The sequence below is a fragment of the Streptomyces sp. NPDC059828 genome, assembly GCF_042731955.1.
In the GTDB taxonomy this organism is placed as follows: Bacteria; Actinomycetota; Actinomycetes; order Streptomycetales; family Streptomycetaceae; genus Streptomyces.
Window position 1 is genome coordinate 15,785 of record NZ_JBHWIW010000051.1, and the last position, 21,367, is coordinate 37,151.

General features: G+C 71.4%; 18 protein-coding genes and 1 pseudogene. 14 read left to right on the top strand and 5 right to left on the bottom strand.

Going from position 1 to position 21,367, the window contains the following annotated elements; genetic code table 11:
- The first annotated feature begins 27 nt into the window (after positions 1 to 27).
- From ACFV6V_RS25845 to ACFV6V_RS25870, 6 genes are all read left to right on the top strand, one after another.
- Positions 28 to 1,128, top strand: a complete 1,101-nt coding sequence (locus tag ACFV6V_RS25845) for a GNAT family N-acetyltransferase (RefSeq protein ID WP_385569329.1) — start codon at positions 28 to 30, stop codon at positions 1,126 to 1,128.
- Positions 1,129 to 1,139: 11 nt separating this feature from the next.
- Positions 1,140 to 2,405, top strand: a complete 1,266-nt coding sequence (locus tag ACFV6V_RS25850) for a glycosyltransferase family 2 protein (RefSeq protein ID WP_385569332.1) — start codon at positions 1,140 to 1,142, stop codon at positions 2,403 to 2,405.
- Positions 2,402 to 3,220, top strand: a complete 819-nt coding sequence (locus tag ACFV6V_RS25855; protein WP_385569334.1) for a polysaccharide deacetylase family protein — start codon at positions 2,402 to 2,404, stop codon at positions 3,218 to 3,220. Before ACFV6V_RS25850 ends, ACFV6V_RS25855 begins: the two co-directional genes overlap by 4 nt.
- A gap of 135 nt (positions 3,221 to 3,355) precedes the next feature.
- Positions 3,356 to 5,218 (top strand): hypothetical protein, encoded by a 1,863-nt coding sequence (locus tag ACFV6V_RS25860; RefSeq protein WP_385569337.1) that lies wholly within the window; start codon positions 3,356 to 3,358, stop codon positions 5,216 to 5,218.
- Positions 5,219 to 5,303: 85 nt separating this feature from the next.
- Positions 5,304 to 5,738: a hypothetical protein gene (locus ACFV6V_RS25865; RefSeq protein ID WP_385569338.1), complete on the top strand. Its 435-nt coding sequence runs from the start codon at positions 5,304 to 5,306 to the stop codon at positions 5,736 to 5,738.
- Positions 5,735 to 6,874 carry a glycoside hydrolase family 26 protein gene (locus tag ACFV6V_RS25870; protein ID WP_385569340.1) on the top strand — a complete coding sequence of 380 codons (1,140 nt, stop codon included), beginning with the start codon at positions 5,735 to 5,737 and terminating at the stop codon, positions 6,872 to 6,874. Before ACFV6V_RS25865 ends, ACFV6V_RS25870 begins: the two co-directional genes overlap by 4 nt.
- On the opposite strand, the gene ACFV6V_RS25875 is transcribed toward ACFV6V_RS25870, so the two are convergent.
- From ACFV6V_RS25875 to ACFV6V_RS25885, 3 genes are all read right to left on the bottom strand, one after another.
- Positions 6,849 to 8,915, bottom strand: coding sequence for a lipopolysaccharide biosynthesis protein (locus ACFV6V_RS25875; RefSeq protein WP_385569342.1), 2,067 nt, complete (start codon positions 8,913 to 8,915; stop codon positions 6,849 to 6,851). The two genes, ACFV6V_RS25870 and ACFV6V_RS25875, sit on opposite strands and share 26 nt — an antisense overlap.
- Entirely contained in the window at positions 8,908 to 10,098 is a 1,191-nt protein-coding gene (locus tag ACFV6V_RS25880) for a DegT/DnrJ/EryC1/StrS family aminotransferase (protein ID WP_385569405.1), read from the bottom strand. The genes ACFV6V_RS25875 and ACFV6V_RS25880 overlap by 8 nt, the downstream gene beginning before the upstream one ends.
- Positions 10,099 to 10,255: 157 nt before the next feature.
- A complete protein-coding gene (locus tag ACFV6V_RS25885) occupies positions 10,256 to 11,218 on the bottom strand; it encodes an RNA polymerase sigma factor SigF (protein ID WP_385569344.1) in 963 nt (320 codons plus the stop codon).
- 257 nt (positions 11,219 to 11,475) lie between these two features.
- Between ACFV6V_RS25885 and ACFV6V_RS25890 the strand changes: the two genes are divergently transcribed.
- The 6 genes and pseudogenes from ACFV6V_RS25890 to ACFV6V_RS25915 all read left to right on the top strand — a co-directional run.
- Complete coding sequence (locus ACFV6V_RS25890; RefSeq protein WP_385569346.1) at positions 11,476 to 11,844, top strand: STAS domain-containing protein; 369 nt, start codon at positions 11,476 to 11,478, stop codon at positions 11,842 to 11,844.
- Between the two features lie 138 nt (positions 11,845 to 11,982).
- Positions 11,983 to 12,495, top strand: coding sequence for an ATP-binding protein (locus tag ACFV6V_RS25895; RefSeq protein ID WP_385569349.1), 513 nt, complete (start codon positions 11,983 to 11,985; stop codon positions 12,493 to 12,495).
- A gap of 217 nt (positions 12,496 to 12,712) precedes the next feature.
- On the top strand, positions 12,713 to 13,432 hold the full coding sequence (locus ACFV6V_RS25900) for a peptidase (RefSeq protein WP_385569351.1): 720 nt from the start codon (positions 12,713 to 12,715) through the stop codon (positions 13,430 to 13,432).
- A gap of 6 nt (positions 13,433 to 13,438) precedes the next feature.
- Positions 13,439 to 14,284: a hypothetical protein gene (locus ACFV6V_RS25905; RefSeq protein WP_385569353.1), complete on the top strand. Its 846-nt coding sequence runs from the start codon at positions 13,439 to 13,441 to the stop codon at positions 14,282 to 14,284.
- Positions 14,281 to 15,402, top strand: coding sequence for a hypothetical protein (locus ACFV6V_RS25910; protein WP_385569356.1), 1,122 nt, complete (start codon positions 14,281 to 14,283; stop codon positions 15,400 to 15,402). The genes ACFV6V_RS25905 and ACFV6V_RS25910 overlap by 4 nt, the downstream gene beginning before the upstream one ends.
- Before the next feature lie 14 nt (positions 15,403 to 15,416).
- Positions 15,417 to 16,802 (top strand): annotated as a pseudogene (locus tag ACFV6V_RS25915) (hypothetical protein); the annotation flags it as partial.
- A 27-nt stretch (positions 16,803 to 16,829) separates the two neighbouring features.
- On the opposite strand, the gene ACFV6V_RS25920 reads toward ACFV6V_RS25915, so the two are convergent.
- On the bottom strand, positions 16,830 to 18,347 hold the full coding sequence (locus tag ACFV6V_RS25920; protein ID WP_385569358.1) for a peptide MFS transporter: 1,518 nt from the start codon (positions 18,345 to 18,347) through the stop codon (positions 16,830 to 16,832).
- 401 nt (positions 18,348 to 18,748) lie between these two features.
- Here ACFV6V_RS25920 and ACFV6V_RS25925 point away from each other — a divergent pair, with 401 nt between their 5' ends.
- Positions 18,749 to 19,426, top strand: a complete 678-nt coding sequence (locus tag ACFV6V_RS25925; protein WP_385569361.1) for a response regulator transcription factor — start codon at positions 18,749 to 18,751, stop codon at positions 19,424 to 19,426.
- Between the two features lie 53 nt (positions 19,427 to 19,479).
- Positions 19,480 to 20,754 (top strand): ATP-binding protein, encoded by a 1,275-nt coding sequence (locus ACFV6V_RS25930; protein WP_385569364.1) that lies wholly within the window; start codon positions 19,480 to 19,482, stop codon positions 20,752 to 20,754.
- A gap of 43 nt (positions 20,755 to 20,797) precedes the next feature.
- Here the strand turns inward: ACFV6V_RS25930 and ACFV6V_RS25935 are convergent, their stop codons facing one another.
- Positions 20,798 to 21,304 (bottom strand): GtrA family protein, encoded by a 507-nt coding sequence (locus ACFV6V_RS25935; protein WP_385569367.1) that lies wholly within the window; start codon positions 21,302 to 21,304, stop codon positions 20,798 to 20,800.
- Between the last annotated feature and the right edge of the window lie 63 nt (positions 21,305 to 21,367).

Sequence of the window (21,367 nt, forward strand, 5' to 3'; positions counted from 1 at the left end):
AGCTCAGGGGGAGACCGGGGGGTCGAGTTGAGCGGTTCGAGCGGTCTGCACACGCGTGTCATCAAGCCGGGGGAGCTGGGCGGGACCGAATGCGAGTCCTGGCGTGAGCTGCGCGCCAAGTCCGGGGCTCCCGCCAATCCGTTCATGGAGCCCGAGTTCACCCTCGCCGTCGCGGCTGTGCGGCCGCGCGCGCGGGTCGCGGTGATCGAGGAGGGCGGGAGTCCGGCCGGCTTCTTCCCGTACGAGAAGGGGCCCTTCGGGCAGGGCCGTGCCATCGGGCTCGGGGTCTCCGACTGCCAGGGCCTGGTGCTGCGGCCCGGGGTGCGGCTGTCGGCGCGGGAGCTGCTGCGCGACTGCTCGCTGGCCACCTGGGAGTTCGACAACCTGGAGGCCGGGCAGACGGTGTTCCTCCCGGACAGCGGCGAGGAGTTCGGCTCACCCGTGATCGACATCGGCGGGGGTTTCGCCGCGTACGAGGAGCATCTGCGGCGGCACGCGCCCAAGTTCCACCGGACCACGACGGCCAAGCAGCGCAAGCTGGCCCGGCAGACGGGCGCCGGCGCGGTGCGGTTCGTCTTCGACGAGCGCGATCCGGCCGCGCTGCGCACCCTCATGGCGTGGAAGTCCGCGCAGTACCGCAGGACGGGCCGACGCGACCGCTTCGCCCAGGACTGGATCAGCGCGCTCGTGCGGCGGCTGCACGGGACCCGCACGCCGGGCTGTTCCGGGGTGCTGTCCGTGCTGTACGCGGCGGACCGGCCGGTCGCCGCGCACTTCGGGCTGCGTTCGCGCACGGTGTTGTCCTGCTGGTTTCCCGCGTACGACACCGACTTCGCCAAGTACTCGCCGGGGCTGATCCTTCATCTCCGGATGGCGGAGGCCGCGGCGTCCGAGGGCATCGGAATGCTCGACCTGGGGCGGGGCGCCGCCGAGTACAAGGACTCGCTCAAGACCGGCGAACTCCGCGTCCACGGCGGCTCGTCGACCCGGCCGGGGGCCCGGGCCGTGCTGCACCGGCTGAGCCGCGAGCCCGTCCGGCGCGCCCACAGCTATGTACGCGACAGGCCACGGCTGGCCCAGCACGCCAAGCAGGCACTGAAACAGCTCGGCCGGCTCCGGGGCCGGTGAGGGGGAAACGCATGTTCCAGGTCGCCGAACTCGATCTCGACGGTGCCCGCTTCGACCTGCGACCCGCGCCGGGAGCGCCCCCCGTCGTCGCCGGCGAGGTGTTCGTGCTCGTACGCCTGCGGGGGCGGCCCGTCGCCAGCCTCACCGGGACCGTGCCCGAAGGCGCCGACCCGGCCACCGTACTCGCCGGGCTGGCCCGGCAGCGGCTGGACGGAACCGCCGGCAGCACACCGCCCCCTCGGGCTCCCGGCCGTGAACCACCGCCCACCAGTGTGGTCGTCGCCACCCGCGAGCGGCCCGGCCGTCTCACGGCCGCCCTCGACTCGCTGCTCGCCCAGGACCACCCGGACTACGGGATCGTCGTCGTCGACAACGCACCCCTCACCGACGCCACCCGGGATCTCGTCACCCACAAGTACGCCGGCCGGGTTCACTACGTGCGCGAGCCCGTGCCCGGTCTCGCCGCCGCGCACAACAGGGGCGTCGCCGCAGCCGGCGGAGCCGTACTCGCCTTCACGGACGATGACGTGATCGCCGACCCGCACTGGCTCAGCGCGCTCAGCGCGCCGTTCGCCGGCGATCCCCGTATCGGCTGTGTGACCGGTCTGATCCTCCCGGCGCGGCTCACCACACCCGCGCAGATACTGCTCGAAAGCCACGGCGGCTTCGCCAAGGGCTTCACCGCCCGCACCTGGGACCCGGCCCGCCCGCCCGCCGGCACCGCCGAGCCGCTGTTCCCGTTCACGGCCGGGCGCTTCGGGTCCGGCGCCAGCATGGCCTTCCGCGCCGACGCGCTGCGCGCCGTCGGCGGGTTCGACCCGGCCACCGGAACCGGGACGCCCGCACGGGGCGGGGACGATCTCTACGCCTTCGTACGGATCCTGGCCGCCGGGCACCGGCTGCACTACACCCCGGACGCCGTCGTCTGGCACCACCACCGGGAGACCCCGCAGGACCTGCGCCATCAGGCGTACGGCTACGGCGCCGGGCTCACCGCCTACCTGACCGCCCTCGTGGCCCGCCGCCCCGCTCTGCTGCCCGCGCTGCTCGCGCGGCTGCCGCGCGGCCTCGCCCACGCCCGCGCGATGACCGCCCGGCGGGGAGACGGGCAGGGCGGGGTGCCGGGAGAGCACGACGCCCAGCAGCACGCGTGGCCCCGGGAGCTGTCCCGGCTGGAGCGCCGGGGCATGCTGTACGGACCCCTCGGATATCTGCGGGCCCGCCGGCGGGTACGGGGGCTGCCGCTGCCCTGGAGGACCGGGGAGGCGACGCGATGAACGGTGGAAGTGCGCCGGTGTCCGCCCGTGTTCCCGTGCTGCTCTACCACGCCGTGATGGAGGACCCGCCCGGCTGGATCGCCGAATTCAGTGTCACGCCAAGGGACTTCGCCGCCCAGCTCGATGCCGTCCGGGCCAGCGGGCGGACCCCGGTGACCATCAGCGCCCTTACCGACCACCTCCGCGGCCGGGGTGCGCCACTGCCGCCCCGGCCCGTGCTGCTGACCTTCGACGACGGCTTCGCCGATCTGCCGGGCCCCACGGCCGAGGCACTCGCCTCCCGCCACCTGCCCGCCACCGCCTACCTCACCACCGGCGCCATCACCCCGGGGCTGCGCAGCCTGCTGCCGCCCGCCCCGATGATGACGCTGGCCCAGGCGCCGCTGCTGGAGCAGTACGGCATGGAGGTCGGCGGGCACACCGCCACCCATCCGCAGCTCGACACCCTCGGGCCCCGGCGCCTGCGGCACGAACTGCGGTACTCCAAGGCGGTCCTGGAGGACACCCTGGGCCACGAGGTGCGGCACCTGGCCTATCCACACGGCTACAACAGCCGCGCCGTACGCCGAGCCGCCCGCGCCGCCGGATACGAGTCAGCCGTCGCCGTACGCCACGCGCTCAGCTCGGAGCGGGACGAGGCCTACCGCATCGCCCGGCTGATCGTGCGGCGCGGGCACACCGTGGCGGACGTCGAGGCGTGGATGGAGGGCACGGGAGCGCGGGTCGCGCCGTACCCGGACTCGCTGCCGACGATGGGGTGGCGGCTCTGGCGGCGGGCGCGGGCGGCGGTGAGAGGCCCGGAGTTCGCCGGATGAGCCATCGGCCCGGTGCCTGCGTGTCCGTTGCGCATGCGTGCGAGAGCGGTGCAAATGCGCACCAGATTCCTATAATTCACTCAAGGGGGCAGCGGCGTGACGAGCCGCGACCACATCCGTGGGGGGAGTCGCACCGTGCAGCAACGTGTGCCCACAGCGGTCACCGGTAGCCGCGCGCTGCCACCGCCCCCGGCCGCACGGCGGCGCGGCCTCGCCCGGCTGGTCGGCCGCCCGCAGACCCTGTTCAGCTGGCTGCCGCTGCTGGTGGCCGCGGGCCTCTGGCTGTACTCCGTGCCCCGCACCGACCTTCGCGACATCGGCGACTACGGTCTGCTCGACCGCTTCCCGCCCGCCTACTACGGCGCCCTGGCCGTGCTCACGGCAGGCTTCCTGGTCACACTGCGGCGCGCCGGGACCGCTCCCTGGTGGCCCGCCGGGTACAGCCTGGCGATGCTCGTCGCGCTGAAGGCGCCGCCCGCGCTGCTCTACGACTCCGTGCGCTATGCCTGGGCGTCCAAGCACGACGCCGTGATCACCCGCATCCTGACCGAGGGCGCGGTCCATCCCACCGCCGAGCTGTCGGGCGGGATGTCCGCGTACGACCAGTGGCCGGGGTTCTTCTCGCTCAACGCGGCGCTGGTGCGGGCCTTCGGCGTGGACGCCGCCGCCTCGTACATCAACTGGGCCCCCGTCGCGCTGGGCGTGCTCACCCTGCCGGTGCTCGTGCTGGTCTACCGCACCTTCAGCGACGACTGGCGGCTGGTGTGGACGGCGGTGTGGATCTTCCAGCTCGCCAACTGGGTGGGGCAGGACTACCTCTCTCCGCAGGGTTTCGCGTATCTGCTCTATCTCACCGTGCTCGCCGTCGTCGTACGGCACTTCGTGAAGCCGGGCTCGGCCGGGCGGCTGCGCGACCGGAGCAGGCTCGACCCGGCAGCCGCCGCCGTGCCGCCGCCCACCGGGGCCCGGCAGCGGGCGGTCGCCGTCGCGATCGTCGCTCCGCTGATCGCCGCGATCAACGCGTCCCACCAGCTCACCCCGGTGATGCTGTGCGCCACGCTGGCCGTGCTCTGCCTCACCCGCCGCTACCGCAACGGGGGACTGCTCGCCGTCGCCGTCCTGATCATGGTGGTCTGGGACCTCACCATGGGGCGGGTGCTGTTCCTGGACACGCTCGGCACCCTGCGCGACTCGGCCGGCGATCTGCTGTCCAACTCCCGCGCGGGATACGCGGGGGAGCCGACCGGTCCAGGGCCCGAGCTGGTCGGTGCCGCCAACATCGCCATGGTGGGCGTCCTGGCGGTGCTCGCCGGTGCGGCGGTGCTGATGCGCCGCAGGCTGACCCGCAGTGCGCTGCCGCTGCTGCTGGCCGCGGCGGCGCCGGTGCCGATGTTCGCCGTCAACGACTACGGCGGCGAAATGCTCTTCCGTGTCTACCTTTTCGGGCTGCCCGGCACGGCCTTCTTCGCCGCAGCCGCGCTCGTGCCGGCTGCGGCCGGTCGCAGCCAGGGCCACACCGCCGCCCGGCGTACCGCGCTGGCCGCCCTGCCGCTTGCGCTCACCGCCCTGCTGGCCGGCTTCCTGCCGTCGTACTACGGCAAGGAAGGCATGCACTACGCGCCGCCGGCCGAACTCGCCCTGACCAGAAGGGCCTACGACCGCGCGCCGGAGGGGGCGCTGATCCTCGCCACGACAGGTTCCTTCCCCGGCGCGTACTACCGCTACGACCACTACGAACGCTGGTTCTTCACCGAGCAGGACATCCCGGAGAACCTGCGGATGCTCAAGGATCCGGCGGGTTATCTGGCCCGGGGGATCCCCGAGGGACGGCCCGCCTATGTGATCCTCACGCCGACCCAGGAGAAGGCCGTCACGGGTGAGGGCTACCTGCCGCCCGGTGGCTTCGCCGAGTTGAAGGCCGCGCTCAGGGAATCCCCGCTCTTCCACGTGGTCGAGGAGGGCGAGCACGGCTTGGTTCTCGTGTACGGCACCCGCTGACAGGAAGAGCCGGGAAGCGCCCGCGAGAGCCCGGAGAAGCCAGGGAGAGCCAGGAGCATCCGATGACCGCGACAGGGAGATCACCATGCAGGCTGTGCACGCCTTGAAGCCGAACCACCTCGGGCTCAGAACGGCCCTGGCCGCCTCCGGCTGGATCGCCCTCGCCGCGACCGCGCTGCCCGGCGGTTCGCCGCTGCGCTGGATCCCGGTCCTGGCCTTCACCGTCATCGGACCGGGGCTCGCCCTGCTGTACCCGCAGCCGGACGGCGGGGGACTGCGGCCGGGGGCACGGCTCGAGGCACTGGCGCTCGCGGCCCCGGTCAGCCTCTCGCTGGGCGCGCTCACGGCCACCTCGCTGCTGCTCGTACGGGCCTTCTCCGCCACGGCCTTCCTGGTGTCGCTCGCCTGCTTCGCCACGCTCGCCGCCGCTCTGCCCGGGCTGCCGCTGCCCGCTGCCACCAGGGGAGCGGCCGAACGGACACGCGCAACACCGGACCCGGGACCCGGGAGCGGCGGATGACGGGGCCGCACCTCGCACGCTTGGGCGGCACGAGGAGTACGTACGCCGCCGTCGTCCTCGCCACCATCGGTGCGCTGCTCGCCGGTCTCGGGGTGTGGATCGCCCACGGTGACGGGAAGGAGGACGACCCCGGCTCCCCGGGGGGACATGCCCTGCCCGGCAACGCGGCATCCGGCGCGCTCCCCCAGGGCTCCTGCGCGCCCACGGCGCAGCTGGAGCCCCGCTGCGGGGCCTGGTGGGGCGCCTATGTCCCGTACGCGCCCAGCGGCTCGCTCACCGAAGCGGTGTACGCGTTCGAGGAGAAGATCGGCCGCAGGCTCGATCTCGTCTACAACTACCACGACATGTCCCGCACCCCGCTGGACGGCGAGCTGCTCACCCCCGACGAGCAGGAGCTGGGCCGGGACCGGCTGCTGATGCTGGCCTGGGAGTCCACCGTGTGGACCGAGCCGCACCACGCCAACTGGACGGAGACCCAGCTCGGCTGGAAGAACATCGCCTCCGGCGCGTATGACCGCGACATCATCGACCCGCAGGCACGGCGCCTGAAGGCGTACGGCAAGCGCCTGTTCCTCTCCTTCGACCAGGAGACCGACTTCCGCATCAGGGAAGGCGCGGGCACTCCGGAGGAGTTCGTCGCCGCCTACCGCCATCTCCACGACCGGTTCCGCGTCCTGGGTGTCGACAACGTGGTGTGGGTGTGGACCGTTTCCGGCTACCTCGGCAACGCCGAGCTGATGAAGCGGCTCTATCCGGGTGATGACTACGTGGACTGGATCGGCATGGATCAGTACAACTACTACCTCTGCCACAAGTCCCCGGACTGGCTGGACTTCGACCGCAGCCAGCGCCCCTCCTACGACTGGCTGCGCGAGCACGTCTCCGACCGCAAGCCGCTGATGCTCGCGGAGTTCGCCACCGCGCCCGATCCGGTGCGGCCCCAGCGCCAGCGCGACTGGTACACCCGTGTCCCCGAGGTCGCCCCGACGCTGCCCCGGGTGCGGGCGCTGGTGCACTGGAACCGCGCTGTGCCGGGCGCGGGCTGCGACCTCACCGTCAACGACGGCCCTGGGCTCGAGGGGTACCGGATCGCCGGGCGGGACGGCTACTTCAGACAGCCCGTCCCGACCCGCTGACGCCGCCCCTGAACGTGCGATGCACCAGCGAGGCCACGGTCACCGCGGCGCAGCCCAGGAACACCGGCAGCGGGGCCGCGGCGAAGGCGTCCTGAGCCGCCCAGCCCGCCACGGCGAGCACCCACAGCGCGCCTGCCGCGCATCGGGCGGGCACGGCGACGGCGGCCAGCGACAGGGCCACAAGTCCCAGGCACAGCAACTGGAGCACGAACGGCAGCACCGCGAGCACGTCGTCCCGGGGCAAGGACCCCGAGGAGTCGAAGGACTCCAGGAGACCCAAGGACTCCAGCCAGGGGCCATGCGCAGGCCGTGGCCGGACACCGAGCAGCGGCGGGGCCGTGTGGAGGGCGGCCACGGTGGTCAGCAGCGCCGCGGTGACCAGCTCCGGGCGCAGCCGCCACAACGACAGCGCCGCGCAGTACACCACGATCAGCAGCACACCCGCGCCGACGGTCACCGCAGGCAGCGCGTGGAGCAGCTCGGTCCCGGACAGCCGCCCGGCATCGACCGCGTCCGCCCGGGTGAGCGGTACCCAGAACAGCGCGGCGGCGAGCGCCAGCAGCAGCCACAGGCAGGCGGCGAGCCGGGACTCGGCGTCCCGGCCCGGTGCGGCCGCCTCGTGGGCAGCCCGCTGATCCGCGGCCTGACGCGCCCAGGCCGTCCCGTACTCGGGTACGCGCCGCCGCCGCGCGGCACGGCCCGCACGCGGTGTCCGTCCCGCCAGCGCAGCCCTGACCCCCGGTGCCGAGGCGAGGGCCATCACCGTCATGGACAGCAGCACCGCGAGCCCCGCGCCCGAGATCCCCACGGGCCCGAGCAGCACCGCCGTACTCCCCAGCACCAGCGCGCACATGACTCCCTGGAGCGCCGCCAGCACGCCCGTGCGTCCCTGGACCCGCAGCACGCCTATGTACAGCTCGACCACGACCCGGGGCAGCGCCGCCACGGCCAGCAGCCGCAGCACCGTGGTGCCGTGCTCGGCGTAGTCCGGTCCGAACGGGGCGAGGATCTGCGGCGCGAACACCACGAGGACGAGCACCACGGGCACCAGCAGCAGCGCCATCCTGCGCAGCGCCCCCCGTACGCCACCGGCCAGGCTCTCCGGGCTGTGCGAGGCGTGCGCGGTCAGCGATGCGGCCATGTTGATGGCCATGAACTCCATGGTGCCGCCGACGGTGTAGGCGATGTAGAAGAAGCCGTTGTGCGCGGCATCGAACCGCACGGCGACCATCACCGGCACCAGATTGATCATCGCCAGCGAGAACAGCGCACCGACCGAGTCCCCCGCCAGGAACCTCCCGATGGCCCGCAGCTCCAGCGGTTCGCGGTCGTGGTCGGCCGCCGCCTGGCGCGGGATCAACCTGTGGAACACCAGCCAGCCCAGCGGCAGCACGGACAGTGCGATGGCCGCCGCCCAGGAGACGAACACTCCCAGCACCGGCACGGCGGCGGCGAACACGACGAGCAGCAGCAGTTTGCCCAGCGAGAACACGGCGTTGCCGACCGGCACCCAGACCGCCTTGCGCAGCCCGGTCAGCACCCCGTCCTGGAGGGTCAGCAGCGCCCAGCCGACACAGGCGGCGGTGAAGACCAGTCCGGCGGTCGGACCGTGCAGGGGCGCGTAGGAGGGCCCCCACAGGTCGAGCGTGAGGAGGAAGCCCGCGCACACCAGGCACACGACGGCGGAACTGACCGCGTACGCACGCCACACCAGTCCTGCCGTGGCCCGGCCGGCCCTGGGCACGTACCGCACCACGGCACCGATCATCGTGGTTGCGGTGACCGATGCGAGCAGCCGCATCGCCGCGATCGCGGCGGAGCCCTGCCCGACCGACTCCTCGGTGTAGTACCGCGCGGCCACCAGCCAGAACCCCAGCCCCAGCGCCGCCGACACACCGGTCGACAGCATCAGCGCATAGGCGTTGCGGAACATGGAGTCCCCGCCGCCCCGCCGAGTGCCCGGTGCGGTCTTCCCGGCGGCCTCCGGCGCAACCGCGCCGCGTCCGCGTTCGCTTCCGCTCAGTCTCGCGGTTTCAGCCACCGGTCCCGTCCCGGTGCGGGCCGGTCTTCCCAGTGGCCTGCCCGGCGGGGGCCCCATCGGCAGGGCGAATGCCCTCCTCGCGCAGCACCGCCAGGATGCGTGCCGCCTTCAGCGGGTCGGCGGGCAGGGCATGGCGGGCGAACCAGCGGGCGGGACCGGGGTCCGGGGACGGGTCCGTGAACAGCTCGGAGGCGTAGTCGTCGAGCGGCGGGTCGTAGAGATAGCCGGTGGTGATACGACGGCGCGCCAAGGCCGCGATGGCCGCGTCCCGGTCGGCCACCAGGAGCGGTACACGGAACAGCGGTTGTACGGGGCCCGGCCCCTGCTTTCCCCAGGGGCTGTCCAACAGCCTTCGCGTGCCGTCCAGATGGGCCGTCAGGCGTTCGTCCAGACGGTCGAGGAGCCGGATGGTGCGCCGCAGCCGTGCTTGTCCCGGCGTGATCCGGTAGTCGTGCAGATCGACCCGCACCCAGGAGTGGAACGGTCCGAGCGCCGGGGCCGCGGCGACCGCTCGCTCCAGCTCAGCGGCCCGCAGCGGCATACGTATCTCCCGGCGCTCCTCCCTACCGAGCAGCCGCATCACCGCCCGCGCCGCGCGCACCAGCCGCAGTCCGCGCACCCCTGCCTCCGCGTAAGGCCGCAGGGCGTAGGCGAGTTCGGATGCCGCACGTGGCGGCAGCAGCAGATCGTCGCGGGCCTCTTCGAGCGCTGCGCGCCGTGCCGGGTCGGCGACGGTCAGGAAGCCGCCGGTCCCGGCCGCGGTGTGCTTGGAGAGCGAGAACACCGACGCGTCGCCGTAGTCGCCGACCGGCCGCCCGTCGGCCACCCGTGAGCCGATCGCGTGCGCCACGTCCTCGATCAGCGGGATGCCCAGCGCGTCACAGCGCGCGCGCAGCTCGGGCGCCGGGTCGGGGTTGCCGTAGAGATTCGTGGTGAGTACGGCGGAAAGGCTCCGCCACACCGGGTCGGGGACGGCCGCCGTGTCGATGGAGCCGTCCTGGGCGCGCAGTGGCGCCTGCACCGGCCGCAGTCCGGCCGCGAGCACCACGAAGAAGATGACGTCGTCGTTGACGGGCGACATCAGCACCCGTCCTCCGGGTCTGCACCAGTGACGCAGCGCCAGGTACAGCCCGAAGCGGCACGACGGCACGTACAGGCACTCCCTGCCGGTGCGGTCGCGCATCCACGCGTCCAGTGCCCCGTTGATCGCCATATGGCCCCCCTGCACCCCGGGCTCAATGTGGCGCATACCGGACCGCACCGTCAATAAGGCGGAAGGGCCCATCCCTTGACGGAATGGACCCTTCGGGAGCCTTCGGAAAGGCGCTTGGGGCGAGGTGTCACTCCTCGACCGTGAGGCCCCTTCTCAGCTTGTTCAGCGTGCGCGCGAGCAGCCGGGACACATGCATCTGCGAGATGCCCAGCTCTTCGCCGATCTCCGACTGGGTCATGCCGGCGACGAAGCGCAGCGAGAGGATCTTGCGGTCACGCGGCGGCAGTGAGGCGATGAGCGGCTTGAGCGACTCGATGTACTCGATGCCCTCCAGGCCGTGGTCCTCGTAGCCGATCCGATCGGCCAGCGCACCCTCCGAGTCGTCCTCCTCGGGCTGGGCGTCCAGCGAGCTCGCGGTGTACGCGTTGCTCGCGGCCATGCCCTCGACGACCTCGTCCTTGCTGATCCCGAGACGCTCGGCCAGCTCACCGACGGTCGGTGCGCGGTCCAGCTTCTGGGCGAGCTCGTCGCCGGCCTTCGCGAGGTCCAGGCGGAGCTCCTGGAGGCGGCGCGGTACGCGCACGGACCAGGAGGTGTCACGGAAGAACCGCTTGATCTCGCCGACGATGGTCGGCATCGCGAAGGTGGGGAACTCGACACCGCGGCTGAGCTGGAAGCGGTCGATCGCCTTGATGAGGCCGATCGTGCCGACCTGGATGATGTCCTCCATCGGCTCGCTGCGGGAGCGGAACCGGGAGGCGGCGAACTTGACCAGCGCCAGGTTCAGTTCGACGAGTGTGTTGCGGACGTACGCGTACTCGTGCGTGCCTTCCTCGAGTGCTTCGAGGCGGGCGAAGAGGGTCTTGGACAGCGCCCGGGCGTCCACGGCGCCCACTTCTTCGAAGGGCGGGATGTCCGGGAGGTCCAGCAGCTCTTCGAACTGCTGCTCGGGTCGCGTGGTGTGTCCGGTGCGCTCGGTGTGCGTGGGGTTGCCGAGTGGTGCGGTGTCGTCGAGGTGATCGTGCGGACGTGTCGACGTCGCGTGCGGGGTCCGCGTTTCGTCGAGCCGGGGTGACATGGTCTCCTCCATCGTTCTCGGCACAGGGCTGCCGACGCCTGATTGCTGCTCTGCGGTTTGCGGCGCCTCCGAAGCCGTCTCGTGTTGGTGATGTCCCTACTAGCCCTACCCGGTTTTTACTCGACATGGCAAGTGTCGTATGTCATATAAGTCCCTTTTGTGGGGGAGTTGGGGGGCTGTCGGGCCCCCGCTCGCGGCGCGAAAGGCGTAGTGTTCTGAGGGCGTCAAAGACGTCCAGTACATCGGCGATATCGGCGAAGAGGGTGGGCATGGACCGTGGGACGGTCAGTAACGCCAATCCGGTCCGGCTTCGGGTGGAAGTCCGGACCGAAGGTCGGAGTGAAATCGTCACGCCGGCAGGTGAGCTCGACCACCACACGGCCGATCTGTTGCGTGCGCCACTCGAGGACGCCGTGGAGCAAGGGCGTGCACGCTTGGTCGTGGACTGCTCACTCCTCGAGTTCTGCGACTCCACCGGCCTCAACGTGCTGCTCGGTGCGCGCCTGAAAGCCGAGGCCGCGGGGGGTGCGGTACATCTGGCCGGAATGCGCCCCATCGTCGCCAGAGTGTTCGAGATCACAGGGGCCGAGGCCGTGTTCACGGTCCATGACTCCCTGGCAGCGGCCCTCGCGGACTGACTGTCGAATTCCGGTCCGGCTGATCGGGTGTTGTCCCGATTCGGCCGGGCAGAAGACCCCCCGCAGACCCGCGTGTCTCCTCCACACGCTCTGTATTTACGTAATCGCGAACTGGTGAATCGGTGAGGTGAAGCGCTGATGAGCACCACCCGGCAGCATCCGCCGGGCGACCGCGGCCCGGAACCGGACGGCGCTCCAGCCGACGCCTCCGTGGCCTCCGGCCCCGCCTCCGCTGTCCATGACGGCATGGTGCGCACCCTCCTGCTCGGGAGCGCCAGCGGCATTGTTCCGCTAGCCCGTGACTTCACGCGGCAGGCGCTGTACGACTGGGGCTGGCTGCCCGCGCCGTCCGCGGACCGCCGCGCCGCGGCCGAGGACGTGCTCCTTGTCGTCTCGGAGCTGGTCACCAACGCCTGTCTGCATGCCGAGGGCCCGGAAGAGCTGCGCGTGTCCTACCAGGGGAAGGTGCTGCGCCTTGAGGTCGCCGACCGTGGCGCGGGTCACCCCGCCCCCCGCACCCCGCACCGGTCCGGGCGGCCCGGAGGGCACGGGATGTTCATCGTGCAGCGTCTCTGCCTGGACTGGGGCGTACGGCGGATTCCGGGGGCGCCCGGCAAGACCGTATGGGCGGAGCTTGCCGCACCTTCCTAGGTGACCGTGGTTCCGGTGAAACCCGGAACTGCGGGGTACCGGCTGCGCCGCCCGTCGTGACGGCCATTGTTTGAGCCGTTTTTGAAGCTGTTGTGGAGCACGGCGATCCGTCGTGCTCTTTGTCTTCCCTCCATCAGGGCCCAGGCGTACCTTGAGCGCCCGATCTGATGTGCCGTCAGTAACTTCTGGCGGCGTTCCGGCCTTGAGGGGGCTCGAGGTGTCATACCGGAAACGGACAGCTCTTACGCTCGCAGCGGCTCTGGCGGGCTCGGTGGTCCTGACGGCCGCCCCCGCCGCGCACGCCGATGTCGTCAATGTGGACTACCAGTGCCAGACCCCGATCGGCCCCAAGGGTGCCGTGTCGCCGATCGACATCAAGGCCGTCAAGAGCGGCGGTGGTTACCGGCTCACCATGTCGTTCGAGAAGGGCGTCTCGTCCAGCCCGGTCGAGCTGGGCAAGGGTGCGATGAACCCCAGCGCGCAGATCAAGCTGGGCGGGGCCGACAGCGGGTCGCTGACGGTGTCCGGCCCGGCGAACTCCGAGGCGATTCCGCCCAACACCCCCATCAAGATCAGTGACTTGTCGGGCACGTACACCCCGAAGAAGACCGGGAAGGTCACCTTCACGGCGGGCGTGCTCACCATCAAGGCCCTGGGGACCACCACCACGTGCACCCCGCGGAACAACCCGAAGCCCTCGCTCACCCTCGACGTGCGGGGGTCGGGCAGCGGGTCGGGCGATACGCGGACGAGCTCGGGTTCGGACTCGGGCACGGACAACTCATCGGGCACGAGGTCGGGTTCGGGCAGCGAGCTGCCCAGGACCGGACCGGTGGACTCCGCTCTCGCCCTCGGCACGCTGGGCGGCACGGTGCTGCTCACCGGAGCCGCGGGAGTGCTGTGGCTCACCCGCCGCGGCGCCCGGTCCACGAGCTGAACCGCCGTGTTCGCCGCCACCGCCGCGCTGCTCTGTGCGCTGTCCACGGCCGTGCCTGCCGCGCCCGCCCCCTCCGGTGGGTCCGCCGTGCCGTGGACGGCCCAGCCTGCGGCGGGCGGCAGGCCCTACGTCTATCTGGAGGGACCGCCGGGCACGGTGCTGGAGGACGCGCTGTCGGTGACCAATCGAGGCGACCGGCCGCTGACCGTGCGGCTGGCCGCCAAGGAGGGCAGGACCGCCGCCTGGATCGCGCTCGCATCCGACCGGCTGACCGTCCCGCCCCGCACCCGCGCCGACATTCCCTTCGCCGTCACCGTGCCGACCGCCGCGGTGCCAGGCGACCACTCCGCCGCACTGGTCGCGACCGTGGCGGGCAGACAGTCCGCCGTGCGCGTCCGGCTGCGGATCAGCGGTCCCAGCCTGGCCGCGCTCACCGTCGAGGACGTACGCCTGGACGGCGAGCGGATCCATTACGCCCTGGTCAACCGTGGTAACACCGTGCTGTCACCGCGGCTCGCGGTGCGTGCTCACGGCCTGACCGGGCAACTGCTGGCACGCCCCGCCCGCCCGCTGCCCGTGACCCTGCCCCCGGGCGGGCGCATCGAGCTCACCGAACCCTGGCCCGATCCGCCGGGGCTCGACTCCGTCGACGTGTCCCTCCGGGCGACCGCGGCAGGGGGCGCCCGCGCCGAGGGGACCGCCGAGGCGCTCTACGTCTCGCCGGGCGCCGCGGGGGCGGTCGGAGCACTCGGGCTCGGGATGGCGGCCGGGGGAGCGGCTCTGTGGCGGGTACGCCGTCGTGGCCGGCACCCGTACGACGACGACACGGCGACGGTGGGAGCGGTGCGGTGAGGACGACGATCCGGCCCGGGCTGCTGTTGCCTGTCGCGGCGCTGGGACTGCTGCTCGTCTGCGTGCTGGCGCTCGCTCCCGTACCGCCCGCAGCCGCCGCCTCCACCCCCTCGACCGCCTCCGCCGGTTCCGCCACCGACGACGGCAAGCCGGCCGTCCGGCTGTCGGCACAGCAGGCGGGCAAGGGCGGTGACATCACCGTCAGCGGCACCGACTGGCGGCCGAAGGCCCTGCTGATGCTGCTGATGTGCGGTCAGTCCACTCCCGGCCGGGGCGTGATCGGCGGCACCAACGCCTGCGCCAACGCCGAGGGCCGGGCCGTCACCACCGACGCCAAGGGCGCGTTCAGCATGAAACTGCCGGTCGCCGAGCCGCCGAAGCCATGCCCGTGCGTGGTGCATGTGGCCACCGTCACCGGCGAACAAGGCGCCGTGGACACCGTGTTCACCGTGGCGGGACACCCTAGTGCCCCACTGCCCCAGCCCGCCGGGGACGGCAGGCTCGCCGTACTCGCCACGCTCCAACTGCGCGGCTCCAGCGGTCTGCTGGTGTGGTTCGGTGCCCCGCCCGGCCGTGAACTGGTCTTCACCGTGGGCAATCTGGGCTCCACGCCCATCCGCGACCCGGTCTTCCAGGTCGGCACCGCCCACGGAGTGTTCGCCCCCCAGTGGGAGGAGCGGCAGTGGCGGGGCACCGTCGAGCCCGGCAGAAAGGCTCAGATCCGCCTCCCCGTCGAGCTTTCGGCCGGTGCGCACGGCGACTACCAGATCTCCGTTCGGTACGGCTCGAAGGTCATCGCCGAACAGCCGTGGGGTGTGGGCAGACCGTGGGGCGTGACGCTGTTCTGGGTGCTGCTCGCGGTGGTCGTACCGGCCGCGCTGTACCGGATCGGGATGGCGATCGTGGACCGCGCACGTCCCGGGACCCGGCCGTGGACGCGACCTCAGCGTGGGGGCGGCCGCCACCGCCCCGCCCGTACCCCCCGTACCGCCGACCACGGCTCGCCGGCCGCGGCGAACGGCAGGCCCGGCCCCGCCGCGCTGCCGTGGTTCACCCCCGACGCCACCCAGGACTCCGCACCGTCAGAGAACCGATCCACGACGAAGGGACACACGTGAGCTCGCAACGGAGGATGAGCGCGGCAGGGGTCGCGCTGATGCTCTGCGGCGCGGGGATCCTGCTGACCGCGGGACCGGCCCACGCCGCCGAAGTGTCGTATGCGACGGAGTGCATTCCCCCGCCGATCTCCGGGATGCCGCCCGTCCAGGGCACGACGAAGGTCCAGATCACCGCACCGGCCGAGGCGAAGGTCGGTGACGAGATCGAGGTGGTCTGGAAGACCGTCGCGGCCGCGTCGAAGAACCCGGATGTGCTCGACCTGGAGAAGGACACGGTCAAGCCGACCGGGACGGTCAAGGTGGCCGGGGCGCAGACTGCCGAGCTGGCGGTGGAGGGTCCGCGGCAGAATCCGCCGATCCCCAAGAACAGCCCGATGGTGCTGTCCGAGATGAAGGGGAAGCTCAAGCTGACGGCGGCCGGTGAGATCACGCTGACGCCGGACAAGTACGCCATCAATGTCTCCAAGCCGATCTCGACGGACACCAAGTGCTCCCCCAAGGAATCGGTACAGCCGGGCGCGACGGTCAAGGTGACGGACGGCGGCGGCAGTTCGGGCGGCACGACCACCTCCGGTGGTACGACCGCGTCGGGCGGGACCACGACAACGGGCGGGACGACCTCCGGCGGGTCCACGGCCTCGGGCGGCACGACGGCGTCCGGCGGGTCCACGGCCTCGGGCGGAGCCACCACGTCCGGCGGGACCAGCACCTCGGGCGGTACCACCGGCGGCGACGACGGAGGTCGGACCGACTTCGAGGGCAAGGAAGTCGAGGTCGCCTACTCCTGCAAGACCCCCATCGGCGACAAGGACGCGGTCTCCCCGGTGAAGATCAACGCCAGGAAGAACGGCGGCGACTTCGCCCTCACCGTGAAGTTCTCCAAGTCCGTGATGAACAGCCCCGCCGACATCCCGGCGAACTCCGTCACACCGTCGATGGAGGTCAGGCTCGGCGGCGCCGACAAGGGGTTCGTGCATGTGGCGGGCCCGGCGAACAAGGACCCGATCAAGTCCGGCGAACCGATCGCGATCCCCGACCTCACCGGTACGTACAAGCCGGGTGCGAGCGGCAAGTCGACGCTCAGCCCGGGCGTGCTCACGGTGATGGCGCTCGGTACCACCACGACCTGCACCCCGCCCGCCGGTGTCCAGGCCTCCCTGGAGCTCGACACCGCGGCCCAGCCGGGCGGTGCGGCGGGCGGCTCCGGTTCCGCGAGCGGCGGTTCGGCGGGCTCCGCCGGCTCCGCGGGCGGGGGTGACGCCTCCGGTGGCGGCCTCGCCGACACCGGAGCCGAGGAGGGCGGCGCCCTGAACGCCCTCGCCCTGGTGGCGGGCACGGTGATCCTGCTGGGCGGTGCGGTGTTCACGTTCACGCCGTGGCGACGGCTGAGGGGAACCCGCTGGACCCGTATCCGTAGGGGACGGACCTCAGTGGACGTTGCCCATGAGTTCCTGCACCTTCTGTCGGTACATGTAGATCGCGAGGCCCGCCGCGACCGCGAGGGCGGCCTGCATCGCGATGATGCTGGTGCCGTTGAGGTCGACGCCCGCGAGGGCCAGCAGACCGGTGGCGCAGTCGCCCGCGGTGACCGCGAGGAACCAGACGCCCATCATCTGGCTGGCGTACTTCTTCGGCGCCATCTTCGTGGTCACCGAGAGGCCGACCGGGGAAAGGCACAGCTCGGCGATGGTCTGGATCATGTAGATCGAGACCAGCCACATCGGGCTGACCTTGGTGCCGTCACCGGCCATCGCCATCGGCACGACGAACACGAAGAACGAGCCGCCCACGAGCACCAGGGCCATCGCGAACTTCACGATGGTGCTGGGCTCCTGGTTCCGGCGGGCCAGCCACAGCCACAGCCAGGCGAAGACCGGGGCGAGCGCCATCACGAACAGCGGGTTCAGCGACTGGTACCAGGTGGCCGGGAAGCCGATGCCGAGCAGGGTGTCCGCGGTCTTGCCGTCCGCGAAGAGCGACAGCGTGGAACCGCCCTGGTCGTAGATCATCCAGAACACGGCGGCGGCCACGAAGAACCAGATGTACGCGCTCATCTTCGACTGCTCGACACGGTCGAGGCCCTTGTCGCGCTTGATGCGGACCAGCACGGCGATCGGGATGATCAGACCGGCCAGGGTCAGCGGGACCAGCGCCCAGTTCAGGGTGTACATACCGGCCATGACCACGGCGCCGTAGAACACGGCGGTCGCGGCGGTGACGGCGGCGACCTTCAGCAGGATGCCGGAGCGCTCCGCGGGGGACAGCGGGTTCGGCACCACGTTGCTCTTGGGGCTCAGGCTCTTGCTGCCGATCAGGAACTGGACGAGCCCCAGGCCCATGCCGACCGCGGCGAGCGCGAAGCCGGCGTGCCAGTTGTAGGTCTCACCGACGGTGCCGATCACCAGCGGCGCGACGAAGGCACCGAGGTTGATGCCCATGTAGAAGACCGTGAAGCCACCGTCGCGGCGCGGGTCGTCCGGACCGTCGTAGAGGTGGCCCACCATCGTGGAGATGTTGGCCTTCAGCAGACCGGAGCCGACCGCGACGAGGACCAGACCGACGAAGAACATCGCCTGGCCCGGGACGGCGAGCGAGAGATGGCCCGCCATGATCACGAACGCGGCGATGGCGACGGTCTTGCGGGCGCCCCAGACGCGGTCGCCGAACCAGCCGCCGGGCATGGCCATCAGATAGACCATCGAGACGTACACGGCGTAGATCGCCGACGCCGTGGCCGCGGTCATCGCCAGGCCGCCACCCTGGCTGCCGGCCGCCGCATCGGCGCCACCGGAGACCAGGTAGAGCACGAGGAGGGCGCGCATGCCGTAGTAGCTGAAGCGCTCCCACATCTCGGTCATGAAGAGAGTGGCCAGGCCGCGGGGGTGGCCGAGGAAGGTGCGCTCGGGGGGAGTCCCGACCGAGTCCTGCGTCAGGCTGGACGCCATGTCGTTCCTTCTGCTCTGGACGCGGGGTGTCGCTTCGTGAGCGGAGTCCGCGCCCGGTGGGGGGATGCCGGCGAACCGGCGCGAGGGTCCGGTCCCACGCCCGAGGGGCCGGCCCTCTGGTCAGTCATGTCCGGGCACGACGGTGGCCGGTCCGGGCAGAAAAGAGACCCTTGGCGGCAGCAGGCGGCCAAAGGTCCCCGACGTGTACTTCAGGCGTTGGGTCACCATACGACAGGAAACAAGCGTATTAGGAGCACTTAAGCACGACTTGAGACCAGGATCACAGGCGTTCCAGGAACCGCCTGCCCAGATTCGAAGGCCGTAACCAGGAACGCATCCCATACTCACAGGCCTTGTGGATCATGCTCCGGCGAGTCCCCCTCGCGGACTACCATCAGGCCATGACCCGTGTACTGCTCGCCGAGGACGACGCATCCATCTCCGAGCCACTGGCGCGCGCTCTGCGCCGGGAGGGGTACGAGGTCGAGGTCCGCCAGGACGGCCCGACCGCCCTCGACGCGGGGCTCCAGGGTGGGGTCGATCTGGTCGTGCTGGACCTCGGGCTGCCCGGAATGGACGGCCTCGAGGTGGCCCGCCGGCTCCGCGCCGAAGGGCATGCCGTGCCGATCCTGGTGCTGACCGCCCGCGCCGACGAGGTGGACACGGTGGTCGGCCTGGACGCCGGCGCCGACGACTACGTCACCAAGCCCTTCCGCCTGGCCGAACTGCTCGCCCGCGTCCGGGCGCTGCTCCGGCGCGGCGCCACGGAACCGGCCGCCGCGCCCTCCACGCACGGCGTACGGATCGACGTGGAATCGCACCGCGCCTGGATGGGTGACGAGGAGCTCCAGCTCACGGCCAAGGAGTTCGACCTGCTCCGGGTGCTGGTGCGGGATGCCGGACGGGTCGTCACCCGTGACCAGCTGATGCGCGAGGTGTGGGACACCACCTGGTGGTCCTCCACAAAGACCCTGGACATGCACATCTCCTGGCTCCGCAAGAAGCTCGGCGACGACGCGGCGAACCCCCGGTACATCGCGACGGTCCGCGGCGTCGGCTTCCGTTTCGAGAAAAGCTGAAACGGGCTGCTGTACCCGGCTGAACCTGTAGAAGCCCGTAGAGAAGGGGCCCTGTGCGCCGCCGCCTCATCAGTTCCACGCTCGCAGTGGTGCTGGTCGTCATCGCCGTCTTCGGCATCTCCCTGGTCATCGTGGAGACGCGGACGATCAGCAACAGCGCGCAGGAGAGCGTGGAATCGGAGGCGCTGCGGCTGGTCAGCGTCATCGAGTCCAGGGTCGCCGGACACGAACAGGTCGACGCCGCCGCGCTCGCCCAGCAGATCGGTTCCGAGCGCTATGCGGAGATCGTGGTCCCCGGGAGCGCTCCCATCGAGATCGGTGAGCGCCCCTCCGGGGGTGTGATCCGGGGGACCGCCACGGGCGAGGAGGGGGAGCGGGTCACCGTCGAGGAGTCCCGCTCCACCGTCACCCGCGAGGTGGGGCGCACCCTGATGATCATCGCCGCCGTCGCCCTGCTCGCGGTGGTGGCCGCGGTGCTCCTCGCCGTACGGCAGGCGAACCGGCTCGCCTCACCGCTGACCGACCTCGCCGAGACCGCCGAGCGACTGGGCTCGGGTGACCCCCGCCCCCGCCACCGGCGCTACGGCGTCCCCGAGCTCGACCGCGTGGCCGACGTACTCGATGCCAGCGCGGAGCGGATCGCCCGCATGCTCACCGCCGAGCGCCGCCTCGCAGCCGACGCCTCCCACCAGCTCCGTACACCCCTGACCGCGCTGTCCATGCGGCTGGAGGAGATCTCCACCACGGACGACCCGGAGACGGTGAAGGAGGAGGCGATCGCCGCGCTCACCCAGGTCGAGCGGCTCACCGATGTCGTCGAGCGGCTGCTCACCAACGCCCGCGACCCGAGGTCCGGCTCCGCCGTCGCGTTCGACGTGGACGAGGTGGTGAAGCAGCAGATCGAGGAGTGGCGACCGGCCTACCGCAGCGCGGGCCGCGCGATCGTCTGCTCGGGCAAGCAGGACATGCGCGCGGTGGGCACTCCGGGAGCGGTCGCACAGGTGCTGGCCGCGCTGATCGAGAACTCCCTGATGCACGGCGGCGGCACGGTCGCCCTGCGCACCCGGGTCACCGGCAATCAGGCGGTCATCGAAGTGACGGACGAGGGCCACGGCGTCCCGGCCGACCTCGGCGCACGCATCTTCGAGCGCACGATCAGCGGGCGCAATTCGACGGGCATCGGGCTCGCGGTGGCGCGGGACCTCGCGGAGGCGGACGGGGGGCGTCTGGAGCTGCTCCAGCAGCAGCCGGCGGTCTTCGCGTTGTTCCTCAGCCGCGAGGCGACCGGCCTCGCGGAGCGGGTGGAGCGCGAGCGTCCCATCCGCTGACGCGGTCCGGTGCGGCACACCGGGTAGCCCGGGACCGGGTTCGTCAGCCCACCCGGTCCGGCGCCGCAGGCTCCCGCTGCTCCAGGAAGGACTCCGCGGTCTGCACGGCTTCGCGGGCGGGCAGCGCGCGGAACACCCAGGTCCGGTACGACCAGAAGCGGAACAGCGTCGCGACGCCGATCCCGAAGAACTTGAAGAAGTTGCTCTGGAGCTGACCGTCCCAGCCGAAGCCGTACGTCGCCGTGTACAGGATTCCGTTCTCGATCACCGCTCCGGCCGCACTGAACAGCAGGAACAGCGTCAGCTCCTTGGTGCGCCCGCTCTTCTCACGGTCCCGGTAGGTGAAGTACCTGAAGCCCACGTAGTTGAAGAGGATCGCGATGAACGTCGCCAGCAGGCTCGCCCGGACCACCGGGATCTCGGTGGTGTGGCGCAGCAGGTTGAAAACCGCCATGTTGACGAGCAGACCCATCGCGCCGACCGCGCCGAACTTGGCGACTTCGCGCGCGAGCCGGTCCAGTCGCACACGCAGTGCGGCTCGTTCGCTCATGGTGATCGGTGGCCCCGTCCGTCCGGTGTTTCGGTGTCGTCAACGCGACCACTCTAACCAGCG